At 73.9% G+C, this 24,266-nt stretch carries 22 protein-coding genes and 1 pseudogene; 1 reads left to right on the forward strand and 22 read right to left on the reverse strand.

The window, feature by feature from the left end; genetic code table 11:
* Positions 1-21 precede the first annotated feature (21 nt).
* The 3 genes from VSR01_RS04935 to pyrR all read right to left on the reverse strand — a co-directional run bounded on the left by VSR01_RS04935 (position 22) and on the right by pyrR (position 3,289).
* Entirely contained in the window at positions 22-1,323 is a 1,302-nt protein-coding gene (locus VSR01_RS04935) for a dihydroorotase (RefSeq protein WP_326448059.1), read from the reverse strand.
* A gap of 2 nt (positions 1,324-1,325) precedes the next feature.
* Entirely contained in the window at positions 1,326-2,327 is a 1,002-nt protein-coding gene (locus tag VSR01_RS04940; RefSeq protein ID WP_326448060.1) for an aspartate carbamoyltransferase catalytic subunit, read from the reverse strand.
* A 323-nt stretch (positions 2,328-2,650) separates the two neighbouring features.
* Positions 2,651-3,289, reverse strand: a complete 639-nt coding sequence (gene pyrR, locus VSR01_RS04945; protein WP_326448061.1) for a bifunctional pyr operon transcriptional regulator/uracil phosphoribosyltransferase PyrR — start codon at positions 3,287-3,289, stop codon at positions 2,651-2,653.
* A gap of 317 nt (positions 3,290-3,606) precedes the next feature.
* On the opposite strand from pyrR, the gene bldD reads away from it, so the two are divergent.
* On the forward strand, positions 3,607-4,107 hold the full coding sequence (gene bldD, locus VSR01_RS04950; RefSeq protein WP_033174517.1) for a transcriptional regulator BldD: 501 nt from the start codon (positions 3,607-3,609) through the stop codon (positions 4,105-4,107).
* A gap of 312 nt (positions 4,108-4,419) precedes the next feature.
* Here the strand turns inward: bldD and VSR01_RS04955 are convergent, their stop codons facing one another.
* The 19 genes and pseudogenes from VSR01_RS04955 to VSR01_RS05045 form a co-directional block, all read right to left on the reverse strand.
* Positions 4,420-6,639 (reverse strand): elongation factor G, encoded by a 2,220-nt coding sequence (locus VSR01_RS04955; RefSeq protein WP_326453497.1) that lies wholly within the window; start codon positions 6,637-6,639, stop codon positions 4,420-4,422.
* 476 nt (positions 6,640-7,115) lie between these two features.
* On the reverse strand, positions 7,116-7,307 hold the full coding sequence (locus VSR01_RS04960; protein WP_326448062.1) for a hypothetical protein: 192 nt from the start codon (positions 7,305-7,307) through the stop codon (positions 7,116-7,118).
* A 69-nt stretch (positions 7,308-7,376) separates the two neighbouring features.
* The gene (locus VSR01_RS04965) at positions 7,377-8,861 is read right to left on the reverse strand and encodes a pyridoxal phosphate-dependent decarboxylase family protein (protein ID WP_326448063.1); all 1,485 of its coding nucleotides are present in this window, start codon (positions 8,859-8,861) and stop codon (positions 7,377-7,379) included.
* Positions 8,862-8,957: 96 nt separating this feature from the next.
* Complete coding sequence (gene nusB, locus VSR01_RS04970; protein WP_326448064.1) at positions 8,958-9,383, reverse strand: transcription antitermination factor NusB; 426 nt, start codon at positions 9,381-9,383, stop codon at positions 8,958-8,960.
* 2 nt (positions 9,384-9,385) lie between these two features.
* Positions 9,386-9,952: an elongation factor P gene (efp, locus tag VSR01_RS04975; RefSeq protein WP_326448065.1), complete on the reverse strand. Its 567-nt coding sequence runs from the start codon at positions 9,950-9,952 to the stop codon at positions 9,386-9,388.
* Between the two features lie 52 nt (positions 9,953-10,004).
* The gene (locus VSR01_RS04980) at positions 10,005-11,114 is read right to left on the reverse strand and encodes an aminopeptidase P family protein (RefSeq protein ID WP_326448066.1); all 1,110 of its coding nucleotides are present in this window, start codon (positions 11,112-11,114) and stop codon (positions 10,005-10,007) included.
* A 75-nt stretch (positions 11,115-11,189) separates the two neighbouring features.
* A complete protein-coding gene (locus VSR01_RS04985; RefSeq protein ID WP_326448067.1) occupies positions 11,190-11,849 on the reverse strand; it encodes an AAA family ATPase in 660 nt (219 codons plus the stop codon).
* 211 nt (positions 11,850-12,060) lie between these two features.
* Positions 12,061-12,504, reverse strand: a complete 444-nt coding sequence (gene aroQ, locus VSR01_RS04990) for a type II 3-dehydroquinate dehydratase (RefSeq protein ID WP_326448068.1) — start codon at positions 12,502-12,504, stop codon at positions 12,061-12,063.
* Entirely contained in the window at positions 12,501-13,652 is a 1,152-nt protein-coding gene (gene aroB, locus VSR01_RS04995) for a 3-dehydroquinate synthase (RefSeq protein WP_326448069.1), read from the reverse strand. The genes aroQ and aroB overlap by 4 nt, the downstream gene beginning before the upstream one ends.
* A complete protein-coding gene (locus VSR01_RS05000) occupies positions 13,649-14,182 on the reverse strand; it encodes a shikimate kinase (RefSeq protein WP_326453498.1) in 534 nt (177 codons plus the stop codon). The genes aroB and VSR01_RS05000 overlap by 4 nt, the downstream gene beginning before the upstream one ends.
* A gap of 98 nt (positions 14,183-14,280) precedes the next feature.
* Positions 14,281-15,465, reverse strand: a complete 1,185-nt coding sequence (aroC, locus tag VSR01_RS05005) for a chorismate synthase (protein WP_326448070.1) — start codon at positions 15,463-15,465, stop codon at positions 14,281-14,283.
* 178 nt (positions 15,466-15,643) lie between these two features.
* Positions 15,644-16,423, reverse strand: a complete 780-nt coding sequence (locus VSR01_RS05010) for a hypothetical protein (RefSeq protein ID WP_326448071.1) — start codon at positions 16,421-16,423, stop codon at positions 15,644-15,646.
* 223 nt (positions 16,424-16,646) lie between these two features.
* Entirely contained in the window at positions 16,647-17,045 is a 399-nt protein-coding gene (locus tag VSR01_RS05015) for a peptidase inhibitor family I36 protein (RefSeq protein ID WP_326448072.1), read from the reverse strand.
* A 241-nt stretch (positions 17,046-17,286) separates the two neighbouring features.
* Positions 17,287-18,119, reverse strand: a pseudogene (locus VSR01_RS05020) (shikimate dehydrogenase).
* A complete protein-coding gene (gene mltG, locus VSR01_RS05025) occupies positions 18,116-19,996 on the reverse strand; it encodes an endolytic transglycosylase MltG (RefSeq protein ID WP_326448073.1) in 1,881 nt (626 codons plus the stop codon). Before mltG ends, VSR01_RS05020 begins: the two are co-directional and overlap by 4 nt.
* Before the next feature lie 103 nt (positions 19,997-20,099).
* Positions 20,100-20,564, reverse strand: a complete 465-nt coding sequence (gene ruvX / locus VSR01_RS05030) for a Holliday junction resolvase RuvX (protein WP_326448074.1) — start codon at positions 20,562-20,564, stop codon at positions 20,100-20,102.
* Between the two features lie 89 nt (positions 20,565-20,653).
* A complete protein-coding gene (gene alaS / locus VSR01_RS05035; RefSeq protein WP_326448075.1) occupies positions 20,654-23,335 on the reverse strand; it encodes an alanine--tRNA ligase in 2,682 nt (893 codons plus the stop codon).
* Positions 23,335-23,673 carry a DUF6167 family protein gene (locus VSR01_RS05040; protein WP_326448076.1) on the reverse strand — a complete coding sequence of 113 codons (339 nt, stop codon included), beginning with the start codon at positions 23,671-23,673 and terminating at the stop codon, positions 23,335-23,337. Before VSR01_RS05040 ends, alaS begins: the two co-directional genes overlap by 1 nt.
* A 6-nt stretch (positions 23,674-23,679) precedes the next feature.
* Positions 23,680-24,129, reverse strand: coding sequence for a DUF948 domain-containing protein (locus VSR01_RS05045; protein ID WP_326448077.1), 450 nt, complete (start codon positions 24,127-24,129; stop codon positions 23,680-23,682).
* Between the last annotated feature and the right edge of the window lie 137 nt (positions 24,130-24,266).

Consider the following 24,266-nt stretch of genomic DNA (forward strand, 5'->3'; position numbering starts at 1 on the left):
CCAGCAGGGTCGAAGGAGTCGTCACGTGAGCTTCCCGTCCATCACCGTCGCACGGCCCCGCAGGAAGGTCGCGACGACCCGGCCGGGCAGCTCGCGGCCCTCGTAAGGGGTGTTGCGGCTGCGGGAGGCGAAGCCCGCGGGATTGACGGTTCCACGGTATGCGGGATCGACCAGCACCAGATTGGCGGGCTCCCCCGCGGCGACCGGGCGGCCGTGGCCGGCCAGCCGGCCGATGGCCGCGGGCCGGGCGGACATCCGGTCCGCCACGCCCGCCCAGTCCAGCAGCCCGGTGTCGACCATGGTGTGCTGCACCACGGACAGGGCGGTCTCCAGGCCGACCATGCCCATGGCCGCCGCCGCCCACTCGCAGTCCTTGTCCTCGTGCGGGTGCGGCGCGTGGTCGGTTGCCACGCAGTCGATCGTGCCGTCGGCCAGCGCCTCGCGCAGCGCCAGCACGTCGGCCTCGGTGCGCAGCGGCGGGTTGACCTTGTAGACGGGGTTGTACGTGCGCACCAGCTCGTCGGTGAGCAGCAGGTGGTGCGGGGTGACCTCGGCGGTGACGTCCCAGCCCTTGGACTTGGCCCAGCGCACGATCTCCACCGAGCCTGCCGTGGACAGGTGGCAGATGTGCACGCGGGAGCCGACGTGCGCGGCCAGCAGCACGTCCCGGGCGATGATCGACTCCTCGGCGACCGCGGGCCAGCCGGTCAGGCCCACCTCGCCGGAGACCGCGCCCTCGTTCATCTGCGCGCCCTCGGTCAGCCGCGGCTCCTGCGCGTGCTGGGCGACCACGCCGTCGAACGCCTTCACGTACTCCAGCGCGCGGCGCATGATCACCGCGTCGTCCACGCACTTGCCGTCGTCGGAGAAGACCCGCACGCCGGCCGCGGAGTCGGCCATGGCGCCCAGCTCGGCGAGCTGCTTGCCCTCCAGGCCGACGGTGACCGCGCCGACCGGCTGCACGTCGCAGTAGCCGGACTCGGCGCCGAGCCGCCAGACCTGTTCCACGACGCCCGCGGTGTCGGCGACCGGGAAGGTGTTGGCCATGGCGTGCACGGCGGTGTACCCGCCGACCGCGGCGGCCCTGGTGCCGGTCAGCACCGTCTCGGAGTCCTCCCGGCCGGGCTCGCGCAGGTGGGTGTGCAGGTCGACCAGGCCGGGCAGCAGCACCAGGCCCTCGCCCTCGACGACCCGGGCGCCGTCGGCGGGCAGGTTCTCGCCGACCGCGGCCACCCGCTCGCCCTCCACCAGCACGTCCCGGGGCGCCGCGCCCAGCAGGCGGGCGCCGCGGATCAGCGTCCTGGGGGTGTCGCTGTCGCTCATGGTCACTTGCTCTCCTCGGTGCGGGCGGCGGGGGCGGTGTCGGTGTCGGCGGGCACGGGGGCCGCGACGGCGGGCTCGGAGCCGCCGAGCAGCAGGTACAGGACGGCCATCCGGGTGCTGACGCCGTTGGCGACCTGCTCGACGGCGGTGCAGCGCGGCGAGTCGGCGACCTCGGCGGTGATCTCCATGCCGCGGTTCATCGGTCCGGGGTGCATCACGATGGCGTGCTCGGGCAGCGCCGCCATCCGCAGGCCGTCCAGGCCGTAGCGGCGGGCGTACTCGCGCTCGGTGGGGAAGAACGCGGCGTTCATCCGCTCGCGCTGCACCCGCAGCATCATCACCGCGTCGGACTTCGCCAGCACCGCGTCCAGGTCGTAGGAGACCGCGCAGGGCCACTTCTCGACGCCGATGGGCAGCAGCGTGGGCGGCGCGACCAGGGTGACCTCGGCGCCCAGCGTGGTGAGCAGCAGCACGTTGGAGCGGGCGACGCGGCTGTGCAGCACGTCGCCGACGATGGTGATCCGGCGGCCGGACAGGTCGCGGCCGGGCGCGGACAGGTGGCGGCGCACGGTGAAGGCGTCGAGCAGCGCCTGGGTGGGGTGCTCGTGGGTGCCGTCGCCGGCGTTGACCACCGAGGCGTTGATCCAGCCGGAGGTGGCCAGCCGGTGCGGCGCGCCGGAGGAGTGGTGGCGGATGACCACGGCGTCGGCGCCCATCGCCTCCAGGGTGAGGGCGGTGTCCTTCAGCGACTCGCCCTTGGAGACCGAGGAGCCCTTGGCGGAGAAGTTGATGACGTCGGCGGACAGCCGCTTGGCGGCGGCCTCGAAGGAGATCCGGGTCCGGGTCGAGTCCTCGAAGAACAGGTTGACGACGGTGCGGCCGCGCAGCGTCGGCAGCTTCTTGATCGGGCGGTCGGCGACGCGGGCCATCTCCTCCGCGGTGTCGAGCACGAGGATCGCGTCGTCGCGGGTCAGGTCGGCGGCCGAGATCAGATGGCGCTTCACAGGGGTCACTCCGGGGGTGCTGGGCAGACCGGGCGGGTGCGGGGGCTCGGCGGCGCCCGGTGGGGCGGGCCGGCCCGTCGGGGCGGCGGTGCGGCCGGGGCCGGCCGGTGGTGCACCGGGGCGTGCGGGTCCGGGTCGTGGTGCGGTCCGGGACCTCGCGGCGGCTCGGGCCGACCGGACCGGTCGGGTCCCGGTCGGGTCCCGGTCGGGTCCCGGTCGGGTCCGGGTCGGGCGCGGGGCGGTCCGCCGCGGGTGCGTGCGGGCCGGCCGGGGTGCGGCCGGACGCGCGGACACGGGGTGCGCCGCCGGTGCGGTACGGGTCGCTAGCTGTCGGCGAGCTGGCCGAGCAGCACGCTGTCCCGGCCGTCCTCCTCGCTGAGCAGCACCTTGACGGTCTCGCGCAGCGAGGTGGGCAGGTTCTTGCCGACGTAGTCGGCCCTGATGGGCAGCTCGCGGTGGCCGCGGTCGACCAGCACGGCCAGCTGCACCGCGCGGGGCCGGCCGATGTCGCCGAGGGCGTCCAGGGCGGCGCGGATGGTGCGGCCGGAGAAGAGCACGTCGTCGACCAGGACCACCAGGCGGCCGTCGACCCCGTCGCCGGGGATCTCGGTGGCGGCCAGCGCGCGCGGCGGGTGCAGGCGCAGGTCGTCGCGGTACATGGTGATGTCGAGCGAGCCGGCGGCGGCCGGGCGGCCGGTGATCTCGGCGAGCTTGTCGGCGAGCCGGCGGGCCAGGAAGACCCCGCGGGTCGGGATGCCGAGCAGGACCACGTCGTCGGCGCCCTTGGCGCGTTCGACGATCTCGTGGGCGATCCGGGTCAGGACCCGGGCGATGTCCGGTGCTTCGAGCACCGGGCGGGCGGGCGCGGAGAGCGCTGCGGACGCGGCGGACGCGGAGGGCCCGGGAGCCCCGGAGGCCCCTGGGGGCGCCGCCTGCGCGCCGGTGGTGCGGTCGTCGACCATGGTCGAGCAGACCTCCTTCCCCGCCTCACAGGACGGTGTTAAAGGACGTCAGAGGTACGTCACCGACGATATCAGGTGCCCTCGACACGCCACGGGGCGGGACGGGGGCCGGCCGGGGAGGGAGTCTCGGCGGGTCCGGGAGGCGTTCCGGAGACGTTCCGGAGACGTTCCGGAGGCGCCCGGACCCGTTCCGGAGGCCTTCCGGTCGCCGCAGGTCAGCGCTGGTCAGCGACCGGTCGGCGGCATTCGGCTTGACGACGCCGGATTACGCTGCGTAACCTCACAGTGAGTCACCGAGTTTCCGTCCGGGGAGCCATATGTCCAGCGATTACGCCAAACAGCTCGGAGCCAAGCTCCGCGCGATCCGCACGCAGCAGGGGCTGTCCCTGCACGGTGTCGAGGAGAAGTCCCAGGGCCGCTGGAAGGCCGTGGTCGTCGGGTCGTACGAGCGCGGCGACCGCGCCGTCACCGTGCAGCGCCTCGCCGAGCTCGCCGACTTCTACGGCGTCCCGGTGCAGGAGCTGCTGCCCGGCACCACCCCCGGCGGCGCGGCGGAGCCGCCGCCGAAGCTGGTGCTCGACCTGGAGCGGCTGTCCCAGGTCCCGCCGGAGAAGGCCGGCCCGCTGCAGCGTTACGCGGCGACGATCCAGAGCCAGCGCGGCGACTACAACGGCAAGGTGCTCTCCATCCGCCAGGACGACCTGCGCACGCTGGCCGTGATCTACGACCAGTCGCCCTCGGTGCTGACCGAGCAGCTGATCGGCTGGGGCGTCCTCGACGCGGACGCACGGCGCGCCGTGCAGCACGAGGAGGGCTGAGCGCCCGCTTTCCGCAGAATCTGCAGAAACGTCCCGCCGCCGGGGCGGACCCGTTCGGGTCCGCCCCGGCGGCGGTTCGCTTCCCGCGCGACTCGCCTCCCCGCGCGCCTCGCCTCCCCACGACTCCCTTGCCACGCGGCTCCCTTGCCGCGCGGCTGCCTTGCCGCGCGGCTGCCTTGCCGCGCGGCTGCCTTGCCGCGCGGCTGCCTTGCCGCGCGGCTGCCTTGCCGCGCGGTTCCCTTGCCGCGCTCGGCGAGCGCCTCGGCCGACCGGCGGCGTCTCGCGACCCGCTGGAAGCCGAAGCAGGCCGTCTCAGCCGACCGGGCGGCGTCCCGCCGGGCGGGTGGTGAAGGCGCCCCGGCCCTGGGTGCGGGTGCGCAGCGCGGTCGCGTAGCCGAAGAGGCGGGCCAGCGGGACCGTCGCGGTGACGGCCGTGGTGCCGGTCCGGCCGGGCGCCGAGCCGGTGACGTGGCCGCCGCGCGCCGCGAGGTCGCCGAGCACCGCGCCCACGAACGCGTCGGGCACCGTCGCGGTGACCTCGGCCACCGGTTCCAGCACCGCCATCACGCACGAGCGCAGCGCCGCGCGCAGCGCGAACCGCCCCGCGGCGCGGAACGCCGTCTCCGAGGAGTCCTTCGGATGGGTCGCGCCGTCCGTCAGCGTCACCCGCAGCCCGGTCACCGGGTGACCGGCAAGCGGACCCTCGGCGAGCGCGTCCCGGCAGCCGGCCTCGACCGCGCGCACGTACGCGCGCGGCACCCGGCCGCCGGTGACGGTCGAGGTGAACACGAACTCCTCCTTTCGGTCGGCCTCTTCGACGGTCAGCGGCGCCACGTCGATCACCACGTGGGCGAACTGCCCGGCGCCGCCGTCCTGTTTGACGTGCCGGTAGAGCATCCCCGTCACCCCCCGGACCACGGTCTCCCGGTGGGCGACGCGCGGCGGGCCCACCGCTACGCCGATGCCCAGCGTGCGGCGGATCTTCTCCACGGCGACCTCCAGGTGGAGTTCCCCCATTCCGGCCAGCACCGTCTGACCGGTCTCGGGGTCGGTCCTGACGGCCAGTGACGGGTCCTCCTCGGCGAGCCGGGCCAGTGCGGCGGCCAGCCGCCCGGTGTCGGCGTCGGCCCGCGCCTCGACGGCCACCGAGACCACCGGGGCCGCCGGTCGCGGCGGTTCGAGCAGCAGCGGCGCGTCCGGCGCGCACAGCGTGGCGCCCGCCGCGGCCGCCTTCGGCCCGACGACGGCGACGATGTCGCCGGCCGTCGCGCGGTCCAGCTCCCGGTGCCGGTCCGCCTGGACCCGCAGGATGCGGGCGATCCGCTCGCCCCGGCGTGCTCCGGCGTCCAGCACCGTGTCCCCCTTCCGCAGCGTTCCCGAGTAGATCCGCAGGTACGTCAGCCGTCCGGTGGCAGTCACCGCCACCTTGAACACCAGCGCGGCGAACGGCGCCGCCGGGTCGGCCGCCCGCTCCACCGGACCGTCCACCACGTCCGCCGCGGCGCGCACCGCGTCCGTACCGCCGCCCACGACGCCGCGCACCGCGGGGACGTCGAGCGGTGAGGGCAGGTACGCCGTCACCGCGTCGAGCAGCGGCTCGATGCCGCGGTTGCGGTAGGCCGAGCCGCAGAGCACCACCACGGCCGCGCCCTGGCGGGTCAGGTCGCGCAGCGCCCCGGCCAGCGTCGCGGTCGCCACCGCGGGCTCCGGCACCATGGCTTCGGCTCCCGGCGCCTCGGACACCGACGCTGCCGCCGACGTTGCCGCCGACGCGGACGCCGCGGACGGCGCGGACGGCGCGGACGCCGCGGACGGCGCGGACGGCGCCGCGCAGAACTCCTCCAGCACCGCCGGGTGCAGTTCGGCCACCGCCTCCTCCAGCTCCCTGCGCCGCCGCGCCGCCTCCGCACGCAGCTCCCGCGGCACCGGACCCTCCCGGTACGCCGTGCCGCCCACCGCGGAACCGGCCCCGCCGGCGGCCCCGCCGCCGTCCGCCTCGCCGTCCGACGGCCAGGTCAGCGCCCGCATGGTCAACAGGTCCACGACACCCCTGAAGCCGTCCTCGCGGCCGATCGGGAGCTGGACGACCAGCGGCACGGCGTGCAGCCGGTCCCGGATCGAGGCGACCGCCGCGTCGAGGTCGGCGCCCGCGCGGTCCAGCTTGTTGACGAAGGCGATCCGCGGAACGCCGTGCCGGTCGGCCTGCCGCCACACCGTCTCGCTCTGCGGCTCCACGCCGGCCACCGCGTCGAAGACCGCGACCGCGCCGTCCAGCACCCGCAGCGATCGCTCGACCTCGTCGGAGAAGTCGACGTGGCCCGGGGTGTCGATCAGGTTGACGCGGTGGCCCCGCCAGTCGCAGCTGACGGCCGCGGCGAAGATCGTGATGCCGCGGTCGCGCTCCTGCGGGTCGAAATCGGTGACGGTGGTGCCGTCGTGCACCTCACCGCGCTTGTGGGTCGCCCCGGTGAGGAAGAGGACACGCTCGGTGACGGTCGTCTTGCCCGCGTCGACATGTGCGAGGACGCCGATGTTGCGGACGCCGGCAAGAGACCGCGGCCGCTCGCCGCCCCGCCCACGGGCCGGCGTCCCGGCGGCGGCCGGCGCGGGCACGGTACGGGCGGATGCGGCGGGGGCGACGGTGGGCGGAAGGTGCGGGGTGTGCGGGGTGTGCGGGATGTGTGGGGTGCTGCGCACGGCCGAGGGCCTTTCTGCGGGATCCGGTCGGAGGGCGCGCGATGACCCGGACGTGGGTACGGCTCCGCCGCGCACCGGCCGCGGCGCCGCGAACGCGACCCCGAGCGGGTACGGGTGCGGTGGGCCGCAGGAGTGCGGGTGGGGCCGACGGGGAACGGCCGCCGGGAGGCGAGGCAGCGCAGAGCGCCGCGGCCCGCGCGAGGCGGTCCGCGCCGACGTGCTCCGCTCCACGCGGTGCGCGCGGGCCGGGACACGGCGAGCGAACACGCCGGGCGGACCCGCGTGCGGCGCGGCCTCAGACGGGCGTCACGTCACGGGGACCCGGGCCGGCCGCGCAGCCGGCGCCGGGCGGCCCGAGACACCAGGATCACCTCGTGGCGTGCGGCGGGGACGACGGCAGCGGTGCGCTCACGCATGTCGGCCTCCCCTCGTAGGACCGCGCGGGCCGCGCGGCGCTCGTCGTCGCGCGGGCCCGCCGGTGCGGCGGGGGTGCGCGATGTCATGGAGCGTAACGGCCGCGCCCGGGTCCGGGCAGCCGGTTTTCCGCGCGGGGACGCGCGCCTGACTCTCCGTCACCCTCCGTACAGCCGCGAGACCACCTCCGGCAGGAGCCGCTCGGACAGGCGTGGCGGGAGGGCTTCCAGGACGGCCAGGACGGGCGCGCCGCGAGGCGGCAGGGCGCCGTCCGCGCCGACGCCGGCGGCGTCCAGCGCGAGGGCGACCTCGGCGGGGCCCAGGGTGTCCGGGTCGAGCGTGGCGGCGAGGCCGACCAGCGCGGGGTCGACGGCGGGCGGCCCGGTGCGCCGGGCGCGCCGCGCGGCCACCGCCAGCGCCGCCAGCAGCTCGTCGATCCGCTCGGGCGCGGCGACCGCGGCGGTCACCGTCAGGTGCACGTTCGACGGCGAGCCGGCGAAGGACGGCTGCGGCTGGAGGTACCAGCCGAGCAGCCGCATCTCGTCGGCCAGGACGAAGGGGTGCAGCTCGGGGTCGCCGGACGCGACGGCGACGAGGGAGGCGTCGGGCGCGCCGAGCACGTACAACCCCTCGATGCCGCCGATCCCGTCGACGAGCCGGCGGGTCGCGGTGTGGACGCGGCGGGACAGCTCCGCGTACCCGTCGGGGCCGATGTGCCGCAGCACCGCCCACGCCGCGGCGAGCGGACCGGCCGACTTGGTGCCCTGGAGCGTGGCGTTGACCACCGGGTAGCCGGGCCACGCGGCGTGCGCGAACCAGCCGTGTCGGCGCAGCTCGGCGTCGCGGAACAGCAGCACCGACGCGCCCTTGGGCGTGTACGCGTACTTGTGCAGGTCCACCGAGAGCGAGCTGACGCCGGGCACCGACAGGTCGAACTCCGGTACCCGCGCCTCCTGTTGCGCGACCCCCGGCTCCTCCCCCGCACCCTCCGCCGGTGCCTGCGCCGCCCGCCGCAGATGGCCCAGGTGCCAGCCGCCGATGCACGCGTCGACGTGGCAGAGCACTCCGTGGCGGGCCGCGGCCGCGGCCACCGCGGCGACCGGGTCGACGACGCCGTGCGCGTACGAGGGCGCGGAGACCACGACCAGCGCGGTGCGTGCGGTGAGCGCGGCGTCGACGTCCTCGGCGCGCACCCGGAAGGTCCGCGGGTCGACGGGCACGCTCACCGGCGTCAGCCCGAACAGCTTCGCGGCCTTGTGGAAGGCGGCGTGCGCGGTGGCCGGCAGCACCAGTTCGGGAGCGGTGACGCCGCGCCGCCGGGCGTGCTCGCGCGCGGTGAGCACGGCCAGCAGGCAGCTCTCGGTGCCGCCGCTGGTGAAGACGCCCACGGTGCCGGGACCGCCGCCGAGCAGCTCCGCGGCCTGCCCCACGACGTCGTTCTCCAGCGTGACGACGCTGGGGAAGGCGGTCATGTCCAGGCCGTTGACCCCGGCGAAGGCGGCGTGCGCGGCCTGCGCCAGCTCGTCCACGCCGGGCAGTCCGCTGTCGTAGACGTAGGCCATCGTGCGGCCGCCGCGCACCGGCAGGTCGGCGGCGCGCAGCGCGGCGAGGCGGGCGAGCAGTGCCCGCGGGGTCCGGTCCATGCGGCGGACCCTAGGGCCGGGCCGGGACATGCACCAGGCCCGAAGCAGAACATGGTTCACCTTCTGCTGTCGGGCCTGGTCCCCACCGTGCGCCGGTCAGCGCTGGAGCGTGGGCTTGAGCTCCAGCAGCCGGCCGAGCAGGCCGTTGACGAACGACGGCGAGTCGTCGGTGGAGAACTCCTTGGCCAACTGCACGGCCTCGTCCAGCACCACCGCGTCCGGGACGTCGTCCTCCCAGAGCAGCTCGTAGGTGCCCAGCCGCAGCACGTTGCGGTCCACGGCCGGCATCCGGTCCAGGGTCCAGCCGACCGAGTAACCGGCCAGCAGCTCGTCGATCCGGCCGGCGTGCGCGGCGTACCCCTCGACCAGCCGCATCGTGTACTCGGTGACCGGCGGCTGCCGGTCGTCGGTCCGCGCGAGCCGGATCCAGTCCGCCATGACGGCCCTCGGGGCGGCCCCCCGCTGTTCCGCCTCGAAGAGGATCTGGAAGGCGCGCTTGCGGGCCTTGTTGCGAGCAGCCACGGTTAGCTGTTCACCCGGCCGAGGTAGTCGCCCGTGCGGGTGTCGACCTTGACCTTCTCACCCGTGGTGATGAAGAGCGGGACGCCGATCTCGTAGCCGGTCTCCAGGCGGGCGGGCTTGGAGCCGCCGGTGGAGCGGTCGCCCTGGACGCCGGGCTCGGTGTACTCGATCACCAGCTCGACGGAGGCGGGCAGCTCGATGTAGAGCGGCGAGCCCTCGTACATCGCGACGACCGCCTCGAAGCCCTCCAGCAGGTAGTGGGCGGCGTCGCCGACGACCTCGGGGGCGATGGTGATCTGGTCGTACGTCTCGGTGTCCATGAAGACGAAGTCGGCGCCGTCCTTGTAAGAGAACTGCATGCCGCGCTTGTCGACGTTGGCCGTCTCGACCTTCACGCCGGCGTTGAAGGTCTTGTCGACGACCTTCCCGGAGAGCACGTGCTTCAGCTTGGTGCGCACGAAGGCGGGGCCCTTGCCGGGCTTGACGTGCTGGAACTCGACTACGGTCCAGAGCTGGCCGCCGTCGAGCTTGAGCACGAGGCCGTTCTTGAGGTCGTTCGTGGTGGCCACGGTTGCGGAATCTCCTGAAGTGCTGCTTCGGGACCGAGGAGACCCGCGCCCGTCACAGGGCGAGCAGCTCCTTGGTCGTGATGGTGAGTAGCTCGGGCCCGCCGTCCGCCGTGGGACGCACGACGAGGGTGTCGCCGATCCGGACACCGCCACGGCCCGGAAGGTGGACCCCCGGTTCGACGGTGACCGGCACGCAAGCGTCCAGTTTACCCATGGCCGCAGGTGACAACTGCGGGTCCTCGTCGATTTCGAGGCCCACGCCGTGGCCCGACCACGGCGCCAGGCCCTCCGCGTGGCCGGCCGCGGTGAGCGGCCGGCGGCTGGCCTGGTCGACGTCCCGGCAGGCCACACCGGGTGCCAGCGCTTCGCGGCCGGCCTTCTGGGCGTCGAAGACCAGCTCGTACAGCTCGATCTGCCAGGCGGCCGGTGCGGTGCCGATGACGAAGGTGCGGCCCGCCTCGCAGCGGTAGCCGCGGTAGCAGGCGCCCAGCCGCACGGTGAGGAAGTCGCCCTCCTCCACCCGGCGGTCGGTGGGCACGTGGCGGGCGGTGCCGGAGTGCGGACCGGCGCCGACGGAGGTGGGGAACGCGGCGCCGTCCGCGCCGTGGTCGACCAGCCGGCGTTCCAGCTCCAGCGCGAGGTGCCGTTCGGTGCGGCCGACCAGGATCGACTCCAGCAGCTCGCCGAGCGCCTGGTCGGCGATCTCGGCGGCGATGCGCAGCGCGGCGATCTCGTGCTCGTCCTTGACCAGCCGCAGCTGCTCGACCGCCCCGGCCAGGTCGCCGAGCGGCAGGCCGCCGGCCACCGAGCGCAGCGCGCGGTGCCGGGCCACGGTCAGGTGGTGCTCCTCGACGGCCAGGCACTGCGCGCCCTGCTCGCGGGCGAGGTCCGCGGCGGCGACGGCGGCGTCGCCGCCGGGCGAGGGCAGCACGGTGGCCCGCACGTCGTCGGGACGCGGCTCCTCGCGCGGGTCGTCGGGCGGTGGGCGCAGGTGCACCAGGGTGTCCTGCGCGCCCGGGCCGACCAGCAGCGCGGCGCCGGGCGGCGTGCGGCCGGTCAGGTAGAGCACGTTCGCGGGCAGGGTGACGAGCGCGGCGTCCTGGCCCGCGGCAGCACACCGTTCGCGCAGCCGGGCCCTGCGAGTCGCATGCACCTCCGCCATGCGCCTGAGCTTAAGTCGGGCGGCGGGCCGCTGCCCCTTTTCCGGCCGGTCCGCTCGCCCAGACGGGGTCGGGGACTACCAGACCGCGGGGCCCTGGAGACTGCGGGTGACCACGCGGTCCAGCGCGGCGGCCGCGGACTCCACGTCGAGCTGCGAGTTGTCGATGATCGGCAGGCCCGAGCCGTACCAGCCGGCCATCCGGCCGTGGATGCGGGCCACCTCCTCGTCGGACAGCCGGCGGTTGCCGGAGCGCTCGGCGTTGCGGGTGAGCACCACGTCGAGGCCGGGCAGCAGCACCACCGGCAGCAGTCCCGGACCGACGTGCCGCTTCCAGCCGCCGAGGCCGACCGCGGGCCAGTCGGGGAAGACCGCGTCGTCGATGATGCAGGACACGCCGTTGGCCAGGAAGTTGCGGGCGGCGAAGCCGCAGGTGCGGCGGGCCAGCCGGTACTGCGCCTCGGAGTGCTCGTTCCACCCGGTCTGCGGGTCGGCGAAGCCGGACCTGACCCATTCGCGGACGTCGTCCAGGCTGATGTGCGCGGTGGGGGCGGCGCGGTGGTCGGCCCAGTGCCGGGCGATGGTGGTCTTGCCCGCGCCGGCCGCGCCGATGAGCAGCACGGCTATCGGGGCCTGGGCGGCGGTGGGCGGCTGCACCGGGGCGGCCGAGGGCAGCGGGAAGTGCCCGGTGCCCCCGCCGGGCTGCGGCGCTCCCGGCGCTCCGACAGCGTGCTGCATCTCGGCCCACTCCATCCCGCATCCGTACCGGAGGCTCAGCGACATGACCGGCCGGTAGCGGGCCGTCGAGACGGAACGGTACCGCCACCGGGCGTCCATGTGTAAACGTCCGCCCCGCCGCCGGGGTGCCCGCGCCGGCGGCACGGTCCGGGCCGGTGGTACGGGGCCGGTGCGGGCGGTACGGGTCGACGGGTCCAGCGCGTCTTACGGGTTACGCGCCCTCGATCTCCTCGGCGATCGCCCGCAGCGCCAGCCGATAGGAGCCGATGCCGAACCCGGCGACGGTCCCCGAGGCGACGGCGGCGACCACCGAGGTGTGCCGGAACTCCTCGCGGGCGTACGGATTGGAGATGTGCACTTCGATCAGCGGCGCGGTGCGCTGGGCGGCGGCGTCGCGCATGCCGTAGGAGTAGTGGGTGAAGGCACCGGGGTTGAGCACCACCGGCAGCCGGCCGTCCGCGGCCTCGTGCAGCCAGCGGATCATCTCGCCCTCGTCGTTGGTCTCGCGCACCTCGACCTCGAAGCCCAGCTCGGCGCCGAGCTTGGTGCACGCCTCGACCAGGCCGGCGTAGGAGGTGGAGCCGTAGACGTCGGGCTCGCGCGAGCCCAGGCGGCCCAGGTTGGGGCCGTTGAGCACCAGCACCCGGCGGGTCACTCGGCCACCTCCCCGTAGGCGGCGAGCAGCACCGCGGGGTCAGGGCCCTCCAGCACCGACGGCTTGCCCAGGCCGTCCAGGACGATGAAGCGCAGCAGGTCGCCGCGGGACTTCTTGTCGACCTTCATCGTCTCCAGCAGCCGCGGCCACTGGTCGCCGCGGTAGGTCAGCGGCAGCCCCACCGAGCCGAGCACCGCGCGGTGCCGGTCGGCGGTCGCGTCGTCCAGCCGGCCGGCGAGGCGGCCGAGTTCGGCGGCGAAGACCATGCCGACGGAGACCGCGGCGCCGTGCCGCCAGTTGTAGCGCTCGTTCTTCTCGATGGCGTGCGCGAGGGTGTGGCCGTAGTTGAGGATCTCCCGCAGCCCGGACTCCTTCAGGTCCGCGGAGACCACCTCGGCCTTGACCCTGATGGCCCGCTCGATCAGCTCCGCGGTGTGCGGTCCCGCGGGGCTGCGGGCGCCCTCGGGGTCGGACTCGACGAGGTCCAGGATCGCCGGGTCGGCGATGAAGCCGGCCTTGATGACCTCGGCGAGCCCGCTGACGTAGTCGTGGGGCGGCAGCGAGTCCAGCGCGGCCAGGTCGCACAGCACGCCGGCCGGCGGGTGGAAGGCGCCCACCAGGTTCTTGCCCTCGGCGGTGTTGATGCCGGTCTTGCCGCCGACCGCCGCGTCCACCATGCCGAGCACGGTGGTGGGGACGGCGATCCAGCGCACGCCGCGCAGCCAGGTCGCCGCGACGAAGCCGGCCAGGTCGGTGGTGGCGCCGCCGCCGACGCCCACGATCACGTCGGTGCGGGTGAAGCCGGTCTGGCCGAGCGCCTTCCAGCAGTAGGCGGCGACCTCGGCGGTCTTGGCCTCCTCGGCGTTGGGCAGCTGGATCGCGACGGCCTGGTAGCCCTGCTCGGCCAGGTCCTCGCGGATCGCCTCGCCGGTGCCGGCCAGCGCCTCGGGGTGCAGCACGGCGACGCGGAGCGCCTTGGGCCCGATCAGGCCGGGGAGTTCGCCGAGCAGCTGGCGGCCGACCAGCACGGTGTACGGGTCGGTGCCCGCGGTGCCGGCGATGTCGATGCGCAGCGGCGGCGCGGCGGGGTCGGCGTCCGGGCCGGCGCCGGGGGCGACGGCCTTGTCGCTGGTGGAGTCGTTGCTCATGCGTCCTTCAGTTGGAGTGCGTCGAGTACGGCCGCGGCCACGTCCTGCGGGGTCCGGGCGTCGGTGCTGACGACGGCCCGCGCGACCTCGGTGTACAGCGGCCTGCGGACCTCCATCAGCTCGCGCCACTGCTGCCGCGGGTTGACCGCGAGCAGCGGGCGCGGCGCGTCGAGGCCGACGCGGCGGACCGCGTCGTGCAGCCCGACCTCCAGGAACACCACGGGCAGGCCGGCCAGCAGCGCGCGGGTGCCGTCGTCCATGATCGAGCCGCCGCCGAGCGACAGGACGCCGTCGTGGCCGTCGAGGGCGGCGCGCACCGCGGCGCGCTCCAGGGCGCGGAAGTGCGGCTCGCCCTCGTCGATGAAGATCTCCGGGATCGTCTTGCCCGCGGCCTGCTCGATGTCGGCGTCGGTGTCGCGGTAGGCGACGCCCAGGCGGTCGGCGAGCAGCCTGCCGACCGTGGACTTGCCGGCGCCGGGCGGGCCGACCAGCACGACGGCGGGCGGACCGCCGGCGCGGGCGGGGCGCACCGGGCCGGCGGGCGCGGCGTCCGAGGCGTCCTGGGCATCCGCGGCGCCCTGCTCCTGCGCGGCGTCCGCCGCGTGCGCGTCGCCGGCCTGCGCGGGGGTCACCGGATCGCCAGATTGTCGAGGAAGCCGCGCACGTTGCGGCGGGTCTGTACGACGGAGTCGCCGCCGAACTTCTCGGCGACCGCGTCGGCCAGCACCAGCGCGACCATGGCCTCGGCGACGATGCCGGCGGCGGGCACCGCGCACACGTCGGAGCGCTGGTGGTGCGCCTGCGCGGGCTCGCCGGTGGTGACGTCGATGGTGCGCAGCGCACGCGGCACGGTCGCGATGGGCTTCATCGCGGCGCGCACCCGCAGCACCTCGCCGGTGCTCATGCCGCCCTCGGTGCCGCCGGACCGCCCGGTGGCGCGGCGCACGCCCTCGGGGGTGGGCACGATCTCGTCGTGCGCCTGGGAGCCGGGCACCCGGGCCAGGTCGAAGCCGTCGCCGACCTCGACGCCCTTGATCGCCTGGATGCCCATCAGCGCGCCGGCCAGCCGGGAGTCCAGCCGGCGGTCCCAGTGGACGTGCGAGCCGAGGCCGACCGGCACCCCGTAGGCCAGCACCTCGACGACGCCGCCGAGGGTGTCGCCGTCCTTGTGGGCCTGGTCGATCTCGGCGACCATCGCCTTGCTCGCGTCGGCGTCCAGGCAGCGGACCGGGTCGGCGTCCAGCCGGGCCTCGTCGCCGGGCACCGGCAGCACGCCGTACGGCGCCTTCGCCGCGGCCAGCTCGACCACGTGCGAGACGATCTCGATGCCGGCGGTCTCTTTCAGGTACGAGCGGGCGACCGCGCCGAGGGCGACGCGGGCGGCGGTCTCGCGGGCGCTGGCCCGCTCCAGCACCGGCCGTGCCTCGTCCAGGTCGTATTTCTGCATGCCGGCCAGGTCGGCGTGGCCGGGGCGGGGCCGGGTCAGCGGCTCGTTGCGGGCCAGGCCGGCCAGAACCTCCGGGTCGACCGGGTCGGCGGCCATCACCTGCTCCCACTTGGGCCACTCGGTGTTGCCGACCATGATCGCGACCGGGCTGCCCATGGTCAGCCCGTGCCGTACGCCGCCGAGGAAGGTGACCTCGTCGCGCTCGAACTTCATCCGGGCGCCGCGACCGTAGCCGAGCCGCCGCCGCGCGAGCGCGTCCGCCACCAGGTCACTGGTGACGGGCACTCCGGCGGGCAGTCCTTCCAGCGTCGCGACGAGCGCGGGGCCGTGCGACTCCCCCGCGGTCAGCCAGCGCAACCTGCTCAACGGTGCTCCCTCGATGTGCGCGTCCCCGGTCCGACCGCCCCCGAGCGGCGGCCTCCCGTCCTCTCCCCCGATCCTCCCACGCCGACCCGCCGCGACCTGACACAGTCCAGCGTGCGGACGCGATCGGTGCGCCCCGGTTCCGCGCGGCTACCGACAACGGGATGCCCGTCGACAGCCGTCAGCCCTCCGCCCCCCGGACCACCTCCGAGGCCACGTCGAGCGCTTTCCGTTCCCCGTCCAGCACTCCGTTCAGTCGGGAGGCGCTCTGGCGAATGACTCCTTTTTCGAACTCTGTCTCCGCGGAGAACCAGACCCCGACGAGGTTCGTCCTGGCTTTGCACGCGACATCCGCCGTAGCCACCTTGATCTCCGCCGGGCTCGGAGTGGCTCCACGGAATCTCTTGTCGTCGATGGCGGCGAGGGGGTCCGGGTAGGAGAATCCGTTTCCGCTCATGCAGTCAGACCACGCTTTGAAGACCCGCTGCACTTCGGGGTCCGATTTCGTGACGAAGAAGCTCCGAGCGTTCAGGTCCTGTGGGAAGTCGTCGATCTCGGACCCATCCTTTCCGAAGATCGCCTTTTCGGCCACACCGGAACAGCCGCCGGGCGCGACGGTCTTCCCGTTGACTAACGGGCTGGACTTCCCCAACGTGCCCGATTCCCCGGTCAGCGCGGCCCGAGCCTCTCCGTCAGGAGGGTTCGGAGTCGCCGGCTTCACCCCGCGCGGGTCGCGGTCTGCGAGGTGGTAGCCCGAGGACGCCGCCATCTTCGCATCCGTCAGCCCGTACCGACGGTCCATGCGACTGCGTGGTCCGAGCCCGGGGCCGGGCGGCGGCGCCTTGTAGGTGAGCCCGAACCCCTTCATGCATCGGGCGACCAGGATGCCCTGAGCCGCCTGCAACTCTTCCAGGTCCGCGGTCGAGAAGAGGTACCTCTCGACGGGGAGCACAAGGTTCACGCTCTCCACCACGTGCGGGGCCGGGCCAGGTGCCTCGGGAGACGAGGCCCGTTCACCGGCCCGGCAGCCGGAGACCGCGAGAGAAAGACCGCACGCAAGGACTCCGGCCACAACGTAGCGGTGGCTTCTGCTGCCCACATCCACCCCAATCGACGCCGCTTGAGGGCACCGACCCCCGGCTCCTCGTCCTCTCCGAGTCCCGGGGGCCGGTGCCGGTCCGCACCTAGCCGACCCACTCCCAGGAGGCATTCTCGTTGTAGGTGTTCACGAGATTGCGGCTCGTGTGGGACTTCACGTCGTCGTAGACGCCCGCGTAGTTGGAGTTGTAGAAGACCCGCGCAGTACGCGTCCCCCAGTTCTCCGCCGAGGCGGCGTTGTTCTTCACGGCCTGCCCCTGACCCGCCCCCGGCTCCGTGAAGACTGCGCCGGCAAAGTTCTGCGCGACGAAGAAGCAAGCACTTGAGCCGGCCTTGTTCGAGTTGTAGTACAGCACGAACCCGAAGTTCTCGGAGCAGACGGAAGCGGGTGCGGCCGACACCGCGGGGGAAGCGAACGCAGGCGTGGTGAGACTTGCGGCGGAAACAGCGAGCACGGCGGCGGCAACTGCAATGCGCTTTCTCATGTATTCCTCTCCTCGATCGAATGTGCGGTCGCGCGAGTTGCGAATGCCCTTTCCACCCGCCCCTCGACCAACAGCATGCAGTCCCCCGACTCATCTGACAAGAGCGCCATTAATCTATTTCCGCATATTAGTGCAAACGTATGGGTACCATAGTAAATGCGGCTCCGGGCAGGCGGTACGGGTGATTTTCCCAGGGCAGCGGAGTTCGGAGTCGGCCGGAACCGCGGGCCGGCCGGGGTGGTCAGCGGCGGGCGGTGAGGGCCGCCTCGCCGGCGGCGCGCATGGCGGCCAGGGGGGCGGGGGTGCGGCCGGTGTGCTGTTCGACCTGGAGGACGGCCTGGTGGACCAGGAGGTCGAGGCCGCCGAGGACCGCGCCGCCGCGCCCGGCCCACGCGGCGGCGAGCGGGGTGGGCCACGGGTGGTAGAGGACGTCGAAGAGGGCGCCGGGGCGTTCGGGCACGTCGGCGGCGAGGTGGTCGGCCGCACCGGCCGGGGTGGTGGCGACCACCAGCGGCTCGCCGAGCGCCTTGGCCGCGTCGGCCCAGTCGGCGGTGGCGACGGCGACGCCGAGCCGCTCCCCCACTGCCGCATCTGCGCCGCGCGCTCCGGACCGCGGACGTACGCGGTGACCGGCCCGGCGCAGATCCGCGCGAGAGCGGCCAGCGCGGAGGAGGCGGTGGCCCCGGCGCCGAGCACGGCCGCCGAGGGCACCCGGGTGATGCCGCGCTCGGCCAGCGCGGCGAGCAGCCCGGGGATGTCGGTGTTGTCGCCGTACCGGCGGCCGTCCGCGCCGAACACCACGGTATTGACGGCCTCGACGGAGGCGGCGGTGTCGCTCACCTCGTCCAGCAGCGGGATGACCGCGCGCTTGAGCGGCATGGTCAGCGACAGGCCGGCCCACGCGGCCGGGTCGAGGTCGGCGAGGAAGCCGGGCAGCGCGTCCTCCCCGACCTCGAAGCGGCCGTACGTCCAGCCGGTCAGGCCCAGCGCGGTGTACGCGGCGCGGTGCAGCACCGGGGACAGCGAGTGCGCGATCGGTGAGCCGAGCACCGCGGCGCGGCGGGCGCCGGTCATTGGCTGTGGGTCTTCTGGTAGTCGTTGAAGTCCTGCACGTTCTTCATGTGGGTCGCGTAGCTGTCGGTGAAGCGGGTGTCGCCGGGCTTGACCGTGACGAAGTAGAGCCAGTTGCCGTCGGTCGGGTTGAGCGCGGCCTCTATGGCCTCGTGCCCGGGGTTGTCGATCGGGCCGGGCGGCAGGCCCTTGTTGGCGTACGTGTTGTAGGGCGACTTGAAGGTGATGTCCTTGTTGGTCGTCGTGAGCGTCGACCGGCCCATGGCGTAGTTGATGGTCGAGTCGAACTGCAGCTTCATGCCCTGGTCGAGCCGGTTGTAGATGACCCGGGACACCTTGCCGAAGTCCTGCTGCTCCTGCGCCTCGGCCTGGATGAGGCTGGCGATGGTCAAGACCTGCAGCGGCGTCTTGCCGACGTTCTTGGCCTCGTCGACCAGTCCGTCCTTGGTGTACTCCGCGTTGGCCTGGGCGACCATCTGCTTGACGATGTCCACGGGCTTCATGCCCTTGGCCACGCTGTAGCGGGTGGGGAAGAGGAAGCCCTCGACGTTGCCCTTCGCCCAGGCGGGCAGGCCCAGCTTCGCGCCCTTGACCTGTTCGGCGGTGGTTCCGGCGCTGAGGCCGAGCTTGCCGTCGATCATCGAGTAGATCCTCGTCGCCCGCAGACCCTCGGCAATGATCATCGCGCTCTGCGACTTCGGATCGAGCATCATCGTCACCGCGGACGCCGCGGACATCTGGCTGTGCAGGACGTAGACGCCGGCCTGGATCGTGCGGCCCTTGGGGTTCTTCTGGGCCGCCGCGGCGAAGGCGTCGACGCTTTTGACCACGCCGGCCTTCTTGAGGATGTTGCCGATCGTGTTCAGGGAGGAGCCAGAGGGCACTTCGACCTGGACGTCGCCGGTGCCCTGGCCGGAGTAGTCGGGCGCGGGGCCGAAGTGGTTCTCGTAGAAGGAGTAGCCGAAATAGGCCGCGCCGCCGAGGCCGCCGGCCAGGACGACCGCGACCACCAGGCACGCGCAGCCGCTGCGGCGCTTCTTGCCGCCCCTGGGCTGGGAGGCCGCGCCGCGCCGGCCGCCGGCCGCGGCCGGGACGTCGTCCTCGTCCTCGTCGTCGCCGCTCGCGAAGAACGCGTGCTCGCGCGGATCGGCGTCGTCGCCGGCGTCCCAGTCCCCGGTCTCCTCCGGCGCGGTGCGCATCGGCCGGGTCATCGGCTCCTGCCGGTGTCCGCCGCCGGGCGTCCCGCCGTCCACCGGACCCGGCCCCGGGCCCTGCCCCGGTCCGGGCCCCTGGCCCTGGCCCGCCCCCGGCATCCCCTGCTGCGGCATGGCCTGCTGGGGAGCGTGCGGCTGCGGCTGCTGGGGGTGCGGCTGCTGGGGCTGCTGGGGCTGCTGCCGGTACTGCGGCTGCTGCGGCGGCGGGTAGCCGTTCTGGCCGTAGAAGTCCTGCTGCGAGCCGTACGGGTCGTGCGGCTGCAGACCGCCGTACGGGTCCTGCTGGGGGTAGCCGCCGGTCGCGTAGGAACCCGTGTCGTACGACCCGGTGTCGTAGCCGTCGTAGCCGTCGTACCCGGCCTGCGGGTACGCCTGCCGGCCCTGCGGACTCTGCGGGTGCTGGCCCTGCGGGTGTCCGCCCTGCTGGGGGTACTGGTGCTGGGGACCGCCCTGCTGCGGGTAGCCGTAGCCGCCCTGCCCCTGCTGGTACTGCTGCTGGTGCTGACCGCCGGCGTACGGGTCCTGCCAGCCGCCCGGCTGCTGCTGGGATTGCGGCTGCTGGGGCTGGTAGCCCTGGCCCTGGTACCCCTGTTCGTAGACGTCGCCGAAGAGCGGGTCCTCGGGGTGCCACGGTTCGGAGCCGGAGCCCCGGCCATAGTCAGTCATCGGTCCCCTTGGTACGCGGCCGGCAACGGGTCTGCCGACCTTGCGAAACGGGCGGCGCCCCCGGGGGCGCCGCCGTACCGCGCGGAACGTTACCGTACCGCGATCAGATGACCGATTCGACGCTCTCGCCGGGCGCTTTACCCGACACCCGTTCGGTCTCCAGCGCGCTCTGCAGGATGACCACGGCCGCGGCCTGGTCGACTACCGAGCGTCCCTTCTTCGCCTTCACCCCGGAGGCCCGCAGGCCCTGCGTGGCCGTCACGGTCGTCATCCGCTCGTCGACCAGGCGCACCGGCACCGGGGCGATGGCGTTCGCCACACTCTGCGCGAAGGCGCGGGCCTTGGCCGCCGCCGGGCCCTCGGTCCCGTTGAGGGACCGCGGCAGCCCGACGACGACCTCGATCGGCTCATACTCCGCGACGAGCGCGGCGAGGCGGCGCAGCGCGGCGGGCACGTCCCGGCCCGGCACGGTCTCCACGGGGGTGGCGAGGATGCCGTCCGGGTCGCACGAGGCGACCCCGATCCTGGCGTCGCCGACGTCCACGGCGAGCCGCCGTCCCCTTCTCATCGTGCCCTCCGCACTCCGCTTCTCATCGGGCCCCCGAGCCCCGTGCCGTCCGTGCCGTCCGCGCCGTCCGCGCCGTCCGTCCGCGGCTCTCAGGCCCGCTCGGCGACCAGCCGGTGGACCGCCTCGATCGCGTCCGGGACCGCCGCCGGGTTCTGGCCGCCGCCCTGGGCGACGTCGTCCTTGCCGCCGCCCCCGCCGCCGAGGGTCTTGGCCGCGGTGCGGACCAGTTCGCCGGCCTTGATGCCGCGCCCGCGGGCCTCCTCGTTGGTGGCGACGACGGTGAGCGGGCGTCCGTTCGCCACGGTGAACAGGGCGACGACGGCCGGCCGCGCGCCGCCCGGCGCGGACTGCAGCCGCTGGCGCACGTCGAGCACCAGCCGGCGCAGGTCGTCGGCGCCGGTGCCGTCCGGGACCGTGCCGGTGACCAGCGCGACGCCCTTGACGTCCGCGGCGCTGTCGGCGAGGCCGGCCGCGGCGGCGAGCACCTTCTCAGCGCGGAACTTCTCGATCTCCTTCTCCGCGTCCTTCAGCCGGGCCAGCATCCCGGCGATCTTGTCGGGCAGTTCGTCGGGCCGGCCCTTGACCAGCTCGGTGAGCTGCGCGACGACGGTGTGCTCGCGGGCCAGGAAGTTGTACGCGTCCACGCCCACCAGCGCCTCCACGCGGCGTACGCCGGAGCCGATCGAGGACTCGCCGAGCAGCTTGACCAGGCCGAGCTGCGCGGTGTTGGCGACGTGGGTGCCGCCGCACAGCTCCTTGGAGAAGTCGCCGATGGTGACCACCCGGACCTGCTCGCCGTACTTCTCGCCGAACTCGGCGATCGCGCCCTCCGCCTTGGCCCGGGCGATCGGCATCACCTCGGCGGTGACGTCGAGTTCACGGGCCAGCACCTCGTTGATCTTCTGCTCGACGTCGGTGAGCACGGTGCCGGGCACGGCGGTCGGCGAGCCGAAGTCGAAGCGGAAGCGGCCGGGCGAGTTCTCCGAGCCGGCCTGGGCCGCGGTCGGGCCGAGCGCGTCGCGCAGCGCCTGGTGGGTGAGGTGGGTGGCGCTGTGCGCGCGGGCGATGGCCCGGCGGCGCACCAGGTCGATCTGCGCGTACGCGGAGGCGCCGAGGGCGACCTCGCCGACCTGCACCACGCCCTTGTGCACGCTGACGCCGGGCACCGGCCGCTGCACGTCGCGGACCTCGACCACGGCGCCGTTGTCCAGCCGGATGCGGCCGGTGTCGGCGAGCTGGCCGCCGCCCTCGGCGTAGAACGGGGTGCGGTCCAGGACCACTTCCACCTCGTCGCCCTCGGTGGCCGCGGGCGACGGCAGGCCGTCCACCAGCAGGCCGACGACGGTGGCCTCGTTGCTGTTGTCGGTGTAGCCGGTGAAGACGGTGGCGCCGGAGCGGTCGGCGACCTCGCGGTAGGCGGACAGGTCGGCGTGGCCGGTCTTCTTGGCGCGCGCATCGGCCTTGGCGCGGTCGCGCTGCTCCTTCATCAGCCGGCGGAAGCCGTCCTCGTCCACGGTCAGGCCCTGCTCGGAGGCCATCTCCAGGGTGAGGTCGATGGGGAAGCCCCAGGTGTCGTGGAGCAGGAACGCCTGGTCGCCGGAGAGGACCGTGCCGCCGGCCGCCCGGGTCTCGCTGACCGCGGTGTCGAGGATGTTGGTGCCGGCCTTCAGCGTCTTGAGGAACGCCGCCTCCTCGGCGAGCGCGACGGTCTCGATGCGCTTGCGGTCGGTCAGCAGCTCCGGGTACTGCTCGCCCATCGTGCGCAGCACCACGTCGATCAGCTCGGCGGCGACGGCGTCGTGGGCGCCGAGCAGCCGCATGTTGCGGATGGCGCGGCGCATGATCCGGCGCAGCACGTAGCCGCGGCCCTCGTTGCCGGGGGTGACGCCGTCGCCGATGAGCATCATCGAGGTGCGCATGTGGTCGGCGACCACGCGCAGCGACACGTCGGTGGCGTGGCTGTCGCCGTAGCGGACGCCGGTCAGCTCGGTGGCCTTGTCGATGACGACGCGCAGGGTGTCGGTCTCGTACATGTTCTGGACGCCCTGGAGGATCATCGCCAGGCGTTCCAGGCCGAGGCCGGTGTCGATGTTCTTGGCGGGCAGGTCGCCGAGGATCGGGAAGTCCTCCTTGCCGTCGCCGGCGCCGCGCTCGTACTGCATGAAGACCAGGTTCCAGATCTCCACGTACCGCTCGTCGTTGACCGCGGGGCCGCCCTCGGGGCCGAACTCCGGGCCGCGGTCGTAGTTGATCTCGGAGCAGGGGCCGCAGGGCCCGGGCACGCCCATGGACCAGAAGTTGTCCTTCTTGCCCAGCCGCTGGATGCGCTCGGCGGGGACGCCGACGACGTCCCGCCAGATCTGCTCGGCCTCGTCGTCGTCCTGGTAGACGGTGATCCACAGCTTCTCCGGCTCCAGGCCGTAGCCGCCCTGGTCCTGGGGCAGCGTGAGCAGCTCCCAGGCGAGCTTGATGGCGCCTTCCTTGAAGTAGTCGCCGAAGGAGAAGTTGCCGCACATCTGGAAGAACGTGCCGTGCCGGGTGGTCTTGCCGACCTCTTCGATGTCGGGGGTGCGCACGCACTTCTGCACGCTGGTGGCGCGCGCGAAGGGCGGCTTGACCTCGCCGAGGAAGTACGGCTTGAACGGGACCATGCCCGCCGGGACCAGCAGCAGCGTCGGGTCGTCGGCGATGAGGGACGCCGACGGCACGACGGTGTGCCCGCGCTCCTCGAAGAAGCGCAGCCAGCGGCGGCGGATTTCGGCCGACTCCATCAGTGTTCGTCCTTCCGGTCGTACGCGGTGTACGTGATGCCCCGGCGCGCCGCCGGGTGGTCGCTGTCCCGGGCGGGCAGGCCCAGGGGTGTCGTGCCCTCGGCGTCCTCGCCCTGCGGCAGGCCGAGGGCGTCCTGCAGTTCCAGCTCGCGCTGGGCCATGCCGGACCGGACGTCGCGGGCGAACAGCCGGAGCTGGGAGCCGGTGCGCACCGCACGCCGGGCCGCGGTCGCGGCCAGGCTGTCGGGGCTGAGCCTGCGCACCGCGCGCTCGACCTTGACGGTGGCCCAGACGCCGGTGGTGGCGCCGGTCAGGAACCAGAACATGCGGCGGAACATGGGCGTTCAGTCCTTGGATCGGTCGCGGCGGGCCGCCCGGCGGGCGGACGGCAGCACCTTGCCGGTGAGGGTACGGGCGCGGGAGGCGTCCCGGGCGCGGCCGGCGTCCGCGGTCCTGAGCCCGACCGCGCGGCGCACGCCGTAGGAGAACGCGGCGACCTTGACCAGCGGGCCGCCGAAGGCGGTGGCCACGGTCGAGCTGAGCGCGGAGGCGTTGGCGGTCACCTCGGCGACGTCGGCGGTGATCGTGTCGACGCGGTCGAGCTGGGTGTGCGCGCTGCGCAGGGCGTCGGAGGCCTCGCCGAGCAGGGGCACGGCCTGTTCGGTGATCCCGGTCACGAGCTCGCTCGTGGCGCGGAGGGTCTGCGCGAGGCGGGCGAGGGCGAGCGCGAGGAAGGAGACGAGGATGGCCCAGAACAGGGCGATGATGAGGGCGGCAAGCTCTTCACCCGTCACGCCTGGTTCTCCTTCCGCGTACGCACGGCGCTGTCCGTCCCGACCCTATCGCGTGCGCGGGCTTCCCCCGCCCGTCCCGGGCTGCCCCGTCCCCTCTGCGCCCGGACCTTCCCCGCGTGGGCGGTTGCTCGCGCAGT

The organism is Actinacidiphila sp. DG2A-62 (assembly GCF_035825295.1).
GTDB lineage: Bacteria > Actinomycetota > Actinomycetes > Streptomycetales > Streptomycetaceae > Actinacidiphila.